16 protein-coding genes are annotated in these 13,757 nt (G+C 67.3%); 8 read left to right on the forward strand and 8 right to left on the reverse strand.

Going from position 1 to position 13,757, the window contains the following annotated elements; genetic code table 11:
- Positions 1-4: 4 nt before the first annotated feature.
- From LKD76_RS25645 to LKD76_RS25660, 4 genes are all read right to left on the reverse strand, one after another.
- Positions 5-871, reverse strand: a complete 867-nt coding sequence (locus tag LKD76_RS25645; protein ID WP_227983981.1) for an ABC transporter permease — start codon at positions 869-871, stop codon at positions 5-7.
- A 1-nt stretch (position 872) separates the two neighbouring features.
- On the reverse strand, positions 873-1,718 hold the full coding sequence (locus tag LKD76_RS25650; protein WP_227983982.1) for an ABC transporter permease: 846 nt from the start codon (positions 1,716-1,718) through the stop codon (positions 873-875).
- A 277-nt stretch (positions 1,719-1,995) separates the two neighbouring features.
- A complete protein-coding gene (locus LKD76_RS25655; RefSeq protein ID WP_227983983.1) occupies positions 1,996-3,078 on the reverse strand; it encodes a calcium:cation antiporter in 1,083 nt (360 codons plus the stop codon).
- A gap of 90 nt (positions 3,079-3,168) precedes the next feature.
- On the reverse strand, positions 3,169-3,744 hold the full coding sequence (locus LKD76_RS25660) for a methyltransferase family protein (protein WP_227983984.1): 576 nt from the start codon (positions 3,742-3,744) through the stop codon (positions 3,169-3,171).
- A 168-nt stretch (positions 3,745-3,912) separates the two neighbouring features.
- On the opposite strand from LKD76_RS25660, the gene LKD76_RS25665 reads away from it, so the two are divergent.
- The gene (locus tag LKD76_RS25665) at positions 3,913-4,446 is read left to right on the forward strand and encodes a nuclear transport factor 2 family protein (RefSeq protein ID WP_227983985.1); all 534 of its coding nucleotides are present in this window, start codon (positions 3,913-3,915) and stop codon (positions 4,444-4,446) included.
- A gap of 40 nt (positions 4,447-4,486) precedes the next feature.
- On the opposite strand, the gene LKD76_RS32430 is transcribed toward LKD76_RS25665, so the two are convergent.
- The gene (locus tag LKD76_RS32430) at positions 4,487-4,801 is read right to left on the reverse strand and encodes a TniB family NTP-binding protein (RefSeq protein WP_227983986.1); all 315 of its coding nucleotides are present in this window, start codon (positions 4,799-4,801) and stop codon (positions 4,487-4,489) included.
- A gap of 796 nt (positions 4,802-5,597) precedes the next feature.
- Between LKD76_RS32430 and LKD76_RS25675 the strand changes: the two genes are divergently transcribed.
- From LKD76_RS25675 to yczE, 4 genes are all read left to right on the forward strand, one after another.
- Complete coding sequence (locus LKD76_RS25675) at positions 5,598-6,068, forward strand: MarR family winged helix-turn-helix transcriptional regulator (RefSeq protein ID WP_227983987.1); 471 nt, start codon at positions 5,598-5,600, stop codon at positions 6,066-6,068.
- 22 nt (positions 6,069-6,090) lie between these two features.
- Complete coding sequence (locus LKD76_RS25680) at positions 6,091-7,074, forward strand: MBL fold metallo-hydrolase (protein WP_227983988.1); 984 nt, start codon at positions 6,091-6,093, stop codon at positions 7,072-7,074.
- Between the two features lie 247 nt (positions 7,075-7,321).
- Positions 7,322-7,990, forward strand: a complete 669-nt coding sequence (locus LKD76_RS25685; protein WP_227985397.1) for a VIT1/CCC1 transporter family protein — start codon at positions 7,322-7,324, stop codon at positions 7,988-7,990.
- 97 nt (positions 7,991-8,087) lie between these two features.
- A complete protein-coding gene (yczE, locus tag LKD76_RS25690) occupies positions 8,088-8,708 on the forward strand; it encodes a membrane protein YczE (protein WP_227983989.1) in 621 nt (206 codons plus the stop codon).
- A gap of 16 nt (positions 8,709-8,724) precedes the next feature.
- Here the strand turns inward: yczE and LKD76_RS25695 are convergent, their stop codons facing one another.
- Together LKD76_RS25695 and LKD76_RS25700 are read right to left on the reverse strand one after the other, a co-directional pair.
- Positions 8,725-9,372 (reverse strand): pentapeptide repeat-containing protein, encoded by a 648-nt coding sequence (locus LKD76_RS25695; protein ID WP_227983990.1) that lies wholly within the window; start codon positions 9,370-9,372, stop codon positions 8,725-8,727.
- A 33-nt stretch (positions 9,373-9,405) separates the two neighbouring features.
- A complete protein-coding gene (locus LKD76_RS25700; protein ID WP_227983991.1) occupies positions 9,406-9,843 on the reverse strand; it encodes a hypothetical protein in 438 nt (145 codons plus the stop codon).
- Positions 9,844-9,928: 85 nt separating this feature from the next.
- On the opposite strand from LKD76_RS25700, the gene LKD76_RS25705 reads away from it, so the two are divergent.
- Entirely contained in the window at positions 9,929-10,783 is an 855-nt protein-coding gene (locus tag LKD76_RS25705) for a helix-turn-helix domain-containing protein (RefSeq protein WP_227983992.1), read from the forward strand.
- Here LKD76_RS25705 and LKD76_RS25710 read toward each other — a convergent pair.
- Positions 10,735-11,349, reverse strand: coding sequence for an NAD-dependent epimerase/dehydratase family protein (locus LKD76_RS25710; RefSeq protein ID WP_227983993.1), 615 nt, complete (start codon positions 11,347-11,349; stop codon positions 10,735-10,737). The genes LKD76_RS25705 and LKD76_RS25710 overlap by 49 nt on opposite strands.
- Before the next feature lie 348 nt (positions 11,350-11,697).
- Between LKD76_RS25710 and LKD76_RS25715 the strand changes: the two genes are divergently transcribed.
- The gene (locus tag LKD76_RS25715; protein ID WP_227983994.1) at positions 11,698-12,357 is read left to right on the forward strand and encodes a PadR family transcriptional regulator; all 660 of its coding nucleotides are present in this window, start codon (positions 11,698-11,700) and stop codon (positions 12,355-12,357) included.
- A gap of 184 nt (positions 12,358-12,541) precedes the next feature.
- Positions 12,542-13,750 carry an FAD-dependent monooxygenase gene (locus LKD76_RS25720; RefSeq protein ID WP_227983995.1) on the forward strand — a complete coding sequence of 403 codons (1,209 nt, stop codon included), beginning with the start codon at positions 12,542-12,544 and terminating at the stop codon, positions 13,748-13,750.
- The last annotated feature ends 7 nt before the right edge of the window (positions 13,751-13,757 follow it).

A 13,757-nucleotide genomic window follows, 5' to 3' on the forward strand; every position in this document is an offset into this window, starting at 1 on the left:
GTGCTTACCCCGTGAAATCGATCGTCGCGTTGAAACCCCACAGCATCAGCGTCAGCACCATGTCGATGGCCACGATCGCCACCGACGAGGCCCGCACCGCACGGCCCGACGCGATGCCGACGCCTTCGGGGCCGCCGGTGGCGAAGAAGCCGTAGTAGCTGTGGATGAGGATCACGACGGTCGCGAAGATCGCCACCTTGATCACCGCGGCGATCACGTCGAATCCGGAGACGAATTGGAAGAAGTAGTGGTCGTAGACGCCTGCCGACTGGCCGTGCACCAGGGTGATCAGCCCGCGGCAGGCCAGATACGACAGGATCAGCCCGATCAGGAAGGTCGGCACGATCGAGATGGCGCCCGCGATGACTCGGGTGGTGACCACGAACGGCACCGACCGCAGGCCGAGCGCCTCGATCGCGTCGATTTCCTCCGAGATCCGCATGGATCCGATCTCGGCGGTCATCCGGCAGCCCGCCTGGGCGGCGAAGCCGATGGCGGCCACGATCGGCGCGAGTTCCCGGGTGGTGGCATAGGCCGAGACGATGCCCGTCACCGGACCCATCCCCAGCATATTCAGCATGGTGAACGATTCGACGGCCACCGACGCGCCCATGACCAACCCGAGCACGATCATCATCGGCACGGTGCCGCCGCCGACGATCACCGAGCCACGCCCCCAGGTCATATCCGAGATGACGCGCAGGGTCTCGTCGCGATAGCGCTGGAGCGTCAGCGGAATCGACGACACCACCTGCCAGATGAAGGCCAGCACGAAGCCCAGGCCCTCGACCCGCGCCAGCAGTAGCCCACGGCGGCGATAGAAGCGCGCGAAACGCCTGAGCCCGGAGGGCATGTAGGTCGATATCGCCACGTCAGACCAGCCTCGTCGGCAGGAACATCTCCACCACCTGGGTCACGCCGAGATTCACCACCGCGATCGACACCACCGACAGCACCACCGCCGCGTTCACCGCGTCGGCCACGCCGCGCGGGCCGCCCTTGGCCTCGAGTCCGCGCTGGCAGGCGATGATCACCACGAGAAAGCCGAACATCACCGCTTTCAGCAGCGAGACCCACACATCGGCTGCGGTGGTGAAGGAACCGAAAGTGGCCCAATAGCTTCCGGGCGTGACGTTCTGCCCGCCGACCGCGACCGCGTAGCCGGCGACCACGCCGACGAAGATGATCAGGATGTTGAGCAGCGGCGCGACCAGGATCATCGCGACCAGCCGCGGTATCACCAGGCGATGAATCGGTGAGATGCCCATCGTGTCGAGGGCGTCGATCTCCTCGCGGATGGTGCGCGCGCCCAGGTCCGCGGCGATGGCGGCCGCGCCCGCGCCGCCCAGCAGGAATCCGGTGGCCAGCGGGGCACCCTGTTTGATCACCCCGAGCCCGCCGGTGGCGCCCAGCAGCGAATCCGCGCCCAGGGTGTGGATCAGGTTGCCGACCTGCACCGAGACGATGACCCCGAAGGGGATCGCGATCAGGACGGCGGGAATCGCGGTGACGGTCACCAGTCGCCAGGCCTGCAGAATCGCTTCGCGCCACTGGAATTCACGCCGGGCGATATCGGAAGCTGTGCCGCTCACGGATTCCCGGGCGATATCGACCGCTCTGCCGAAGGTACGCAGCGCGGACACGACGGTGTCCGAGAAATTCTTGCGAACGATACGAACAGCGGACGCGCCCGAGGAGGCCCGGGTCACCGGCGCCATGGGTGGCGGGCTCGGTCCGGGCGGTGTGGCTCGAAATTCACAATCGTTCTCTCCGTGATCGGCAACACTGCCAACATGAAGCTATCGGTTACAACTAGTTACAGTAAAGTCGATCACGGTGTGAGGGTCGCCGCTCCCGCACCCTTCCGCGGCTCGCGATAAATCCAGCTCACGTGCATGTTTTTCGAAGTAAATCACGGTTCTAGAACCTGTTATCAGGACCGATCGGCTATCGCTATGATCCCCGTCACCGTGATCCGGCCTACACCGATCGACCTCAGGGACTCACCGCGAGAAAGACGAATCCGGCGAGCAACACCAGATGAACGCCACCTTGCAGCAAGGTGGCGCGCCCCGGGACAACTGTCAGCACACCCACCACCACCGTGAGTGCGAGCAACACCATCTGCGTTGCCCCCAAACCGAGCGTCAGCGGGCCGTCGAGCCAGATCGAGGCGAGCGCGATCGCGGGAATGGTCAGGCCGATACTCGCCATCGCCGACCCGAGTGCCAGATTCAGGCTGACCTGCACCCGATCCCGCCGGGCCGCCCGCACCGCGGCGATGGTTTCGGGCAACAGCACCAGCAGGGCGATCACCACGCCCACCGCGGAACGTGGCAGCCCCGCCGCCGCCACCCCGCGCTCGATCGCCGGCGACACCATCTTGGCCAGGCCGACCACACCGATCAGCGCGATCACCATCAGCACCAGGGACCACACCGCCGTGCGCGAACTCGGGCGGTCGTCGCGCCGGTCGTCGAGAACATCGGCCTCGACCGGAAGGAAATCGTCACGGTGACGCACGGTCTGCACCGTCACGAACAGCCCGTACAACAGCAGTGAGGCGACTGCGGCGAAGGTCAGCTGCGATCCGGAGAACTCCGGCCCCGGCTTGGTAGTGGTGAAGGTCGGCAGCACCAGACTCAGCGTGGCCAGCGTGGCGACGGTCGCCAGCGCGGCCCCGGCCCCTTCCGCACTGAAGACCGCCACCCGCCGACGCAAGGCACCGACCAGCAACGACAGCCCGAAGATCCCGTTGCACGTGATCATCACGGCCGCGAAGACGGTATCGCGGGCCAGCGTCGAGGCATCGTGACCGCCCGACGCCATCAGCGTGACGATCAATCCGACTTCGATCACCGTCACCGCGATCGCGAGAAGTAGCGAGCCGAACGGCTCCCCCACTCGGTGCGCCACCACCTCGGCGTGCTGCACCGCGGCCAGCACCGCGCCGGCGAGACCCAGGATCAGAATCACCACCGCGGGTCCGGAGGGATGTGTGAACCACGCGATTGCCAACACCACGGCGGCCAGGGGTGGAACAACGGTCGTCCAGTGTCGGGTCAACGCGTACTTCATGTTCGCGATTGTCCGAACAAATCGGACAAATCGCCCGTAATGGAGAGAAGTCCCACGATTTCCGGATCGATGTAACGCCGCCGCGGGCCGCTACCACAGCCCGGGTACGAGACGCCTGGTACGCGCGCGATACTCCTCGTAGGCGCGGCCGAGGGTTTCGATCATCGCCCGTTCCTCCACCTCGATGCGTCGGAGAAAGGCCAAGGTGGGCACGATGATCGCGATCAGCAGCGAAATCCAGTTCCCGGCGGCGATCCCGAATCCGGTGGTGAGCAACAGAACTCCGCTGTAGGACGGATGGCGCACCCAGCGATAGGGCCCGCGATCGACCACGACCTGATCGGGATCGACCTCGACAGTGGTACGAAAAGCATTGCCCAGCACCGCGATAGCCCATATCCGGACACCCAGACCGAGCACCATGAGAGCGACACCCGCCAGCTGCCAGATCACCGGATCGTCTCCGGTGAAGCGCAGATCGCTGTCGGCCGGCAGCACGATCGACACCACATTCGCGACGCCGATCGAGACGGCGACCAGGATCATGATGACAGTACGGGTGCCGCGATCGCGATCGGTCGATCCCTTGCTGCGCAAACGATCCCGCATCGCCAGGCCGATCTCGAAGATCAGCCACACCCACGTGACGACCACTGCCGCGTTCACGACGGCATCCTCCTGACGAATCGGCGAACAACCTGCTCCATCGAATAAACCATCGGTTCGTCGAGGGCACATCGGGGATGTCCCGGAATTCCGCCCGGATGTTCCGGCTCGGTGTGTGACTCGCAGCCATAATCGGCGGTGTTCTCGCGCTGCAAGGTGGCACAGTGGGTGTTGACGTCGATGCATGAGCTACGCAAGCTCGGTGCAAGGTCGATCGGCAACTCTTGCTGCATGACAACAGCAGTTGGATCAGAGGATCGAGCAGAGATCAGCGGGCTGCTCAGCCGCTACTACCGAGCAGTGGACGACAAGCGGGTAGACCACACGCTCATCGAGGCGACGTTTACCGCGGACGGTCGCTGGGTGAGTCCGACTGGTATCGTCCGGGTCGGCCATGAGACCATCGCGGCTCAGCAGATCGAGGCCACCGCTCTGTTCCGAGCCACCCACCACATGACCACCGACCACGTAATCGAACTCGACGGTGACACCGCGTGGTTGCAGGCCAACGTCACCGCGATGCACCTGTGGGGATCTGGCACCACGGACCCGGCCGCGCTCGAATCCCACTTTCTGGCAGGTGGGGTGTTCCAAGCCCATGCGGTGCGGACAATCGCGGGCTGGCGGTTCTCGGAACTGACCTTGCGGATCGTCTGGCGCACAGGAGCTCTCCCAGTACACGTCAGTCCAGACAAAGTGTGAGTCGGCACAACACGGCAGGATCGTCCATGTTCCGGCACCGTCAACTGGCGCCGATGACGAGAGTACTGCGGGCAGTCTCGACGACGTCCGCTGTGACGGTGTGGGGCTCGTTGATCTTCAAGACGCGGTGGATCTGGGCGAAGAGTCGTTGCAGGAGGCGGAAATTGCCGCCGGTGATGCGGGCGACCGCGGCGACGACCTGTGTCTCCGGTGTGGTCGGGGCTGACGGCTTTGCACAGGAACCGGTTTTTGTGGAAGACCTGGATTTCGGTGATGTCACCGCGACCTGGGCGACGGTGTAGCGGCGCTTGCCACACTCGTCGAGCTCGTCGTACATCTGCCGCGCCAGATCCACCTGCCGGGGACCGAGCTTGGGCTTCTGCCCACCGGTGGGCCCGCGGGCACGCGCCGCGGCCGGCCCGTCACGGGTCCATAGCCGATTCGCCTGCGGCACAGTGTATTGCGAACCCCCGACAGGTTGACATTGCCGCGTACACGGCAACCGTTACAGATTCGGCGACATCCGACCTGCGGGAATCTTCGACACCCCAATGTGTCTCGTGAACGTTCGTTCGCGAGACACGAGATTGGCCGCGCGGTGGTTCGCTCTGGCAATTCGGTCAGTGATGGAACATCCGGAGTTCTGTACGGGTGAGTGCGATGTGGTGTTCGCGGCACGCCTGGGCGATTGTGTCGCCGTGGAGTGCTCCTGCCGGTTCGACGATGACCGCGACTCCGTGTTCGGCGGCGACGTCGACGTTGTCGCGGAACGGGAGGTAGCCGTCAGAAACCATGGTGAGGCCGCTGAGTCGTCGGCTCCAAATGACGGCTTCCCGGTCCTCGATCGCGACGCTGGGCTGGGCTGGGCTGGATGAGTAGTTGCGCGAGGCAGGCGCAGCACAAATCGACCGTGCGGCGAATCCAGCTGCAGCGCAACACTGTCCATGCCCGCACCCAGCGGGCGAAGCGATCCGCGCGCAAGCTCGGGGCGCGGTGAATCGCGGAGCGCGCCACGCACCCGCGTCCGCCAGTCGGCTGGAAGTCGCACGTGGGCACCCATATCCATCTCCGCATCGTAGGCGCCGGGTGAGCGCCACGATCCGCATCGGCGCCCCGGGCGGGCCTCACGGCAGGCGGCTAGGATCGGCGGCGTGCCGGAGTCCGCGAGTCCCGCGCCCGCCTCGGTCCAGCTCTGGCGGGCGCTGCAACGGGTCTATGTGGATCTGCGCCCGGAACTGGACTCCGAACTGCGCCGCGCGACCGGCCTGCCCGCCAGCTGGTACGACATGCTCGTCGAACTGTCCGGCCCGCAACGACTTCGGATGAGCGATCTCGGTGCGCGCATGGTGCTCAGCCGGACCCGGGTCAGCCGGCTGGTCAGCGAACTGGAGGGCCGGGGACTGGTCCGGCGCGAATCCAACCCGGAAGACGGGCGATCGGCCTATGTCGCCATCAGCCCCGCCGGATGGCAGCGACTGCACGACGCCACCCCCTTTCACCGAGCGGCCATCGACCAGCATTTCGCCGGCCTGCCCGACGGCGAGCTGGAAACACTGGCCACCGCACTGCACCGGGTGATCGGCGAGCAGGACGGCTACGACGATCCGGTCCGGCACGATTGATCCCGTCGCGCACAATGGACCGATGCCCGCCCTTTCCACCGTGCTCGACCCGCTCCGCCACACCGCCGGATACGCCCGGTATCTGCTGCACAAGAGCGCCCGCGACCGCGCGGATGCTCAGGCACTGAGCGAACTCGAAACCCGGCCGCTTGCCCTGCCGGCCGGGCTGAAGCTGGAATGGCTGGGCACCGCCGGCTACCGGATGACCTACGAGGGCGCGACGCTGCTGATCGATCCGTTCCTGACCCGAGTGCCGTTGTCGACGATCGTGCGCCGCCGCACCGCCCTGCCCGACCCGGCCGTGATCGACCGATACCTCCCCGACCTCGGCACGGTCGCGGGAATCGTGGTGGGACACGGACATTGGGATCACGCCTTGGACGCTCCGGAGATCGCGCGCCGCCACGGTTGCGCGGTCTACGGTTCGCAGTCCGTGCGCAATCTGATGACGCTGCACGGCCTCGCCGATCGCGGCGTGGTGGTCGAACCGTATCGCCGCTACGAACTCGGGCCGTTCACGGTGACCTTCGTGCCCAGCGTGCATTCCAAGATTCCGTTCGGAGTCCGGATCCCCTCGCCCGGCGACACCAGCTGCGAATCCCTCGCCGGGCTGGCGCCCCTGGCCTACGGCTGCGGACAGACCTGGGGTATCCACGTCGCGGTCGCCGGGCTCGAGATCTATCACCAGGGCAGTGCGGATCTCATCGACGACGCGATCCGCCATCGCGATGTCGACCTCTTCCTCGCCGGGGTCGCCGGGCGATCGGTCACCCCGGACTATTGGCGGCGGGTGCTCGGCGGGTTGCGCCCGGCCACGGTCGTCCCGATGCACTACGACGATTTCCTGCGGCCGCTGGACGCGCCGAGGGGATTCACGCTCGATATCGACTTGGCCGCGGTGCCGGACGAGATCGCCGCGGTGAGCCGCGATATCGAGGTCGTCGCGCTGCCACCGATCCGCCCGCGGGCGACAGCCGGACCCGCGACCACCGGCGACGGGAATTAGCGGGCGGACCGGTCAGCAGATGCGTGACCGGTGCGCCCAGCGGCCCACCCGGGTTGCCCGGCTGCGCGGGGCGGTGGCCATGGCACGTGTGACGAGTGCGTTCACATCGAGAATGCGACCGATGCCGCGGGGTGCGCCGATCCCGCACGGAGACCGGCCCGCGGCATAGTCTGCACACGTGGACGACTCCGACCGCGTGCGCGATTCCGGTACCTGGAAACATCCGCACGAACCACATGGCGAGGGCATGGCCTCGCGACTGAACTGGTTGCGTGCCGGAGTGCTGGGAGCCAACGACGGTATCGTCTCGACCGCCGGCCTGGTTGTCGGCGTCGCCTCCGCGACCACCGAATCCACGCCGATCCTCACTGCGGGCGTGGCCGGGCTGGTCGCGGGCGCGCTGTCCATGGCGGTCGGTGAATACGTCTCGGTGAGCACGCAGCGCGACAGCGAGCGAGCCCTGCTCTCGCAGGAGAAGCGCGAACTGGCCGCGGATCCCGATTACGAACTCGCCGAACTGGCCCAGATCTATCAGGACAAGGGCCTGTCCGCCGCGACGGCCCAGCAGGTCGCCCGGGAGCTGACCGCCCACGACGCGTTCGCCGCACATGCCGAGGCGGAACTGAAACTGGACCCCCACGAACTCACCAATCCATGGCAGGCGGCGTTCTCGTCGGCGGTGTCGTTCACCTGCGGCGCGCTGCTCCCGCTGCTGGCGATCCTGTTGCCGCCGGTGACGTGGCGGATTCCGGTGACCTTCGCGGCGGTGCTGCTGGCCCTGGCGGGGACCGGATCGCTCAGTGCCCGGCTCGGCGGCAGCAGCAGGCTGCGTGCCGTCCCACGGGTGGTGCTCGGCGGTGCGCTCGCCATGGCGGTGACCTACGCCATCGGGCAGATACCGGGAGTGTCGCAATGAACGGATGAGCTCCGCCGCATAACCAGCTATCTCAGAACAGGCCACTACTCCACAACTGGCTCTGGGTTCGAGGTCCAGTCGTCGGCATACTGGCCGAATGTTGCTGCGTCGCCTGAGTGCGCTCTATGCCGGACTGTGGTTGTACGGCTTCTCGATGGCCGTCATGATCCGGGCGGCGCTCGGACTCGACCCATGGGATGTGTTCCACCAGGGCGTCGTCGCGCACGTACCGGTGAGCTTCGGCACCGTGACCGCGGTGACCGGGGCGGCAGTGCTGCTGGCCTGGATTCCGCTGCGGCAGCGGCCCGGTCTGGGCACGGTCAGCAATGTCGTGGTCATCGCCTTCTCCGTCGATACCGGGCTGTGGCTGCTGCCCGAACTCCACGCCCTCCCGGCGCGGATCGCCGCGATGGCCGCCGCCGTCGTGCTCAACGCCGTGGCCACCGTGCTCTATATCGGGGCCGGAATGGGGCCGGGCCCGCGCGACGGCCTCATGACCGGTCTCGTCGCGCGGACCGGGCGGCCCGTCTGGGCGATCCGAACCGGGATCGAGGCGACGGTGCTGGGCACCGGCTGGCTACTGGGCGGCAGCGTCGGGATCGGCACCTTCGTCTACGCCGTCGGCATCGGGCCGCTGATCCAGCTGTTGATCCCGCTGGTCGATCGCCGGCTTCCCGGTTTCCGCCCGGCCTCCGTGCCCGAACCGGTACCGGTCTGACATCCGGCGCGGGAATTCACTTGTCGCGCACGATGATTCCCGCCGCCCGCGCGAAGGCCGGCGCCATCTCCATCAGCTGTCCGGTGTTGATGATCGCGCCCTTCAGGGTGCCGATATCGGCGATGAGATCCAGGGTCGCGGCCTCGCGCAGATCGACGTCCTGGAAGGTGGCTCCGTGCAGCGCGACCCCGTCGAGCCGCGACCCCGGGAACTCGACCTGCCGCAGGGCGGCGGAGGAGAAGTCGACATCGCGCAGGACACAGTCGACGAAGCTCACATGTCGCAGCTTCGCCGCCCGGAAGTTCACCGATTCGAGTTTGCAGCCCTCGAACCGGACGCGGCGCAACTGGGCGTCCACGGCGATCACCCCCGACCAGGCCGAATCGATGAGTTCGGCATCGAGCCACCGGGTTTCGCCGATATCGGTACCGATCCAGCGCACTCCGCGCATCCAGACGTCCTCGAACCGGCTGTGCGCCACACTGCCGCCGGTCAGCACGACCGAGGTGAGCGCCGAGCGGGTGAACCAGGACCCGGCCGCGGACACCTCGTCCGGGGCGGCGGAGTCGAGGTGGATCCGCTCGTACTCACTGTCGGGGGCGAGCGGTTCCCGCAGCGGGGTCAGTTCGTCGGCATACGGCAGATCGGTGAGGTCACGGGGCATTCCTGCACCCTAGACATCGCCACCGACACCCGATCAGGACACGTATTCGTGATCGGTGCGGACCCGCCCATCCGAGTCGAAGGTCAGCACCTCCAGACCGGATCCGGCGATACTCCCGTCGGCGCGGGAGCGCATCACCCAGGTCAGGGCGATCGCGGCACCGGCATGGCGCACGGGTTCCCCGGCGGCCTCGAAGACGTGCTCGCCGTCGGCGATGAACATCTCATAGGCCCGGGTGACCCGGGCGAACATCGCGTCGTGTCCGCGGATCTCGATCGGCGGCGCGGTCACCCCGTACTGCTGCGCGGTGTCGCGAATGCCCTGCGGTGGATTGACCATGACCTGGTAGCCGTCCTCGGTCCACACCTGCCGGATCAGCGCGCGGCGGCGCTGTTCATCGGGTTCGTTCCACTGCGCGATCCAGCGGTCGAGTTGTTCCTTCAGTTCGATATCGGTCGGTTCGTCACTCATGACGACGAGTCTGTACGTCGCACCGCGGCCGTGCGATTCCTCGCAGGGTATGGCGCGGCGGCACGTATCGGCCGACGATGAACCCATGACGACCGTCGCACAACCGGGACCCTTCGCGCGCGAGCTGCGCCGCTGGCGAGGTCTGCGGCACTGGAGCCAGCTCGATCTGGCCATCCGCGCCGACACCACCCAGCGCTATCTCAGCTACCTCGAACAGGGGCGCTCCCAGCCGGGCCGGGCGATCGTGCTGCGCCTGGCCGAATCACTGCAACTGTCACTGCGCGAACGCAACGCGCTGCTGGCGACGGCCGGCTACACGCCCGCATTCGACGAATCCGGTTTCGACGCACCGCAATTGGCGCCCGTCCGGGCCGCGCTGCGATCGGTGTTGGACGGGCATATGCCCTACCCGGCCCTCATCGCCGATCGCTACGGCGACCTGGTCGAGTCCAACGCGGCCTTCGACCTCTTCACCGCCGACTGCGCACCGGAGTTGCTCATCCCGCCGATCAATGTTCGCCGCTTGGCATTACATCCGAAGGGGCTGGCGCCCAGGGTGGCCAATTTCGCCGAATGGGGCCGCCATGTCACCGAATCCATGCGGACCCGCAACCGGATCTCACCGGACCCGGTGGCGGAGGAACTGGTCGCCGAATTCGAAACGTATCTGCCGGTCATCGATCCCGGACCGGGCTATGTCGGTTTCGCGGTCCCGCTCCGACTGCGCGACGACGCGGGTGAATTGCGACTGATCACCACCTTGACCTCGTTCGCCACCGCGACCGACGTCTCACTGGCCGAACTACATCTGGAGGCGTTCCTGCCCGCCGACGAGGCGACGGCCGAACTGCTGCGCCGGCGCGCCGAGGCCCGCGCGCACGACGACGGAAATCACCGCACCGGTTCGAAGTCCATTCGACCGTCCTCGGTGAGCGCGTAGATACCGGGGGCCAGATCCAGCGCGACGAGGGTGCGCGCCGTGGCCTCCGCGATATGGATCCGCGGCGGCTCGGGCAGGGCCGTCGGATCGGGATAGTAGGTGCCGGGACCGTAGAACTGGCCGTAGCGCAGGACGACGCCGCCGATACCCAGCACCGTCTCCTCGAGGTACTCCTTGGCCGCCTGCCCCTCACCCGACATATCCCAGGCAACGCTCTGCGCGAGAAAGCGTTTCGCGCCGGCGGCCTGTGCCGCGGCGACCAGATTGGCCGTGCCCTCACGGCGTATCCGCGCGTTGGCGGCCCGGCCGGCGGCCAGGTCGGCGACATCGTCGGGCAGATCGGTCAGCTGGTGCATCACGAGGTCGGGGGCGTAGTCACACACGGCGCGCTCGAGCCCGGCCGCATCGTAGACATCGCACACCACCGGCTCGGCGCCGAATTCCCGCAGCATCGCCGCTTTCTCGGCCGAACGGGTCATCCCCGCCACCTCGAATCCGGCCGAGACCAGCAGGGGTATCAGTCCGGCGCCCAGTACTCCGGTCGCGCCCGCCACAAAGATCCGCACGGTGGTCACGATAACCGGTCGGCACCCGATGGCGGACTCGACACCCTTGACCGTTCCCCGTCGATTAACCTACGGTCTACGTACACAGATAGTAGATAGCTCGTAGGAACAGCTCGGCCGCGCACACGCCGCGGCCACCCCACGTCACGGCACGCCGGCGCGCGCCAGGAGCGGCCCTCATCAGCTCCGAGGCATGCGCATCAGGGGCGACGCCCGTGACCGACCGCCCCCGGATCCGGCGCCGGCACGCCGAACCCCGGGGGCGGTTTCGTTTGCCTCCCGACGCTTACTTGTGGGCGAATACTCGTAGACGTATATTTGTTTGCGAGTAAGGAGGTGGAGTGAGCGATGGCCGCGAAACGCAAAGTCGGCAATCTACTGGCCCTCGCGGTCTTGGCGGCGCTGATCGAACGTCCGATGCACCGCTACGAGATCGCGGCGGTCCTGCGCGAACGCGGTAAGGACCGCGATATGGACATCAAGTGGGGTTCGCTCTACACCGTCGTGCAGAACCTCGAGAAGCACGGCTTCGTCGAGATCATCGGTAGCGAGCGTGACGGCGCCCGCCCCGAGCGCACCATCTACCGGCTCACCGAGGCCGGTCGCGCCGAAGCCGAGGACTGGATCCGCGAGCTGATCTCCACACCGGAGCCCGAACACCACCGATTCGTCGCCGGTCTGTCGGTCGTGGCCATGCTGCCGCCCGACGACGTGGTCACCCTGCTCGACGAACGCGCCCGGCGGCTCAGCGACGAGATCGAGGCACGCCGCCGCGAAATCGACCAGCAGCGCCCCCTGCTCCCCCGCCTGTTCCTCATCGAGGCCGAATTCGGGGTCGCCATGTTGGAGGCGGAGGCCGAGTGGGTCGCCGGACTGCGCACCGAGCTGGCCTCCGGAAGCTTCCCCGACGTCGATTTCTGGCGCCGGGCACATGCCGAGAACATCCCGCCCGGCGATATCGCCGAGATGGTGGAAGGAGGGGCTTTCACACGACTGCCCGGCGACTGAACCCGTCGCCGGCACCGTTCACGAACCGGGCCCGGTCGGTGCGGCAACACCGAGCCGAGCCCGATCCATCACCTCTCGAACCGCATCCGCGCAGGCGAACCCTGGTCCAAGTGTGGCAACTTCAGGATAACGGGGCAGTTCTCGCGCGAATCGGATCGGGTTGATCCACTCGAGGAGAACTCTCATGTCCGCAATCAGTTCCGCACTCGTCATCGGCGGCGGCGTCGCCGGTCCGGTCGCCGCCACCGCACTGCGGAAGGCCGGAATCGACGCCACCGTCCACGAGGCCTATCCCGGACCGGCCTACAACATCGGCAGCGCCCTCGGCCTCGCCCCCAACGGACTGTCCGCACTGGACGTCATCGGCGCCGGCGACGCGGTGCGCGCACTGGCGCTGCCCATGCGGCATACCGTGATGGCGTTGGGCGCCAGGGAAATCGAGTTACCGGCCGTCAGCGGCGTGGAGCCGTTGCATGCGATCGACCGCAGCGATCTGCATCGGGCGCTGCACGACCACGCGGTCGCCGCCGGGGTGCCCATCGAATACTCCCAACGGCTGGTCCGGGTGGACGAGCACGCCGACGGCGTCACCGCGCACTTCGCGGACGGCAGCACCGCCACCGCCGATATCGTCATCGGCGCCGACGGCATCAGATCGCGCGTGCGCACCCTCATCGATCCGGATGCGCCCGGCGCGAACTACACCGGCATGCTCGGCTTCGGCGCCTATACCGAATGTTCGCAGCCGGTGCCCGCGGAGACGATGGTCTTCGCCTACGGGCGCAATGCCTACTACCTGTACTGGCCCATGCCCGACGGCCGGGTCGCCTGGGGCGCGAATCTGCCGCAGCAGCGGTATCTGTCCCTCACCCAGGCGCGTGAGGTGCCCGCCGAGCAGTGGCTGCGGACGCTGCGGGAGGTGTACGGCGAGGACACCCCCGGCGGCGAACTGGTCCGCAACACCCGGCCCGCCGATCTGGTGGTGACCGGCGGCCTGCACATCATGCCCCCGGTGCCGCACTGGTCTCGCGATCGTCTGGTGCTGGTCGGCGACGCGGTCCACGCGCCGTCGAACAGCACCGGACAGGGCGCCTCACTGGCCATCGAGAGTGCGGTGCAGCTCGCGCGCTGCCTGCGCGACTTCGATGATCCGGCAACGGCTTTCGCCGCCTACGAGCGCATCCGGCGGCCGCGGGTGGAGAAGATCGCCGCGCGCGGGGCCAAGATCAACCACTCCAAGACGGTGGGCCCGCTGATGCGCCGGCTGATGCCGGTGGTGATGCCGCTGGCGACCAAGATGTTCAAGATGGAGGAGGTCATGCGGCGCGAACAGAGCTACCGTATCGACTGGAGCGCACCGGTCGACGAGCGCGCCGAACTCGCCGTGGCCTGAGGCCGCG

Origin of the sequence: Nocardia spumae, from assembly GCF_020733635.1 — a bacterium.
In the GTDB taxonomy this organism is placed as follows: domain Bacteria; phylum Actinomycetota; class Actinomycetes; order Mycobacteriales; family Mycobacteriaceae; genus Nocardia; species Nocardia spumae.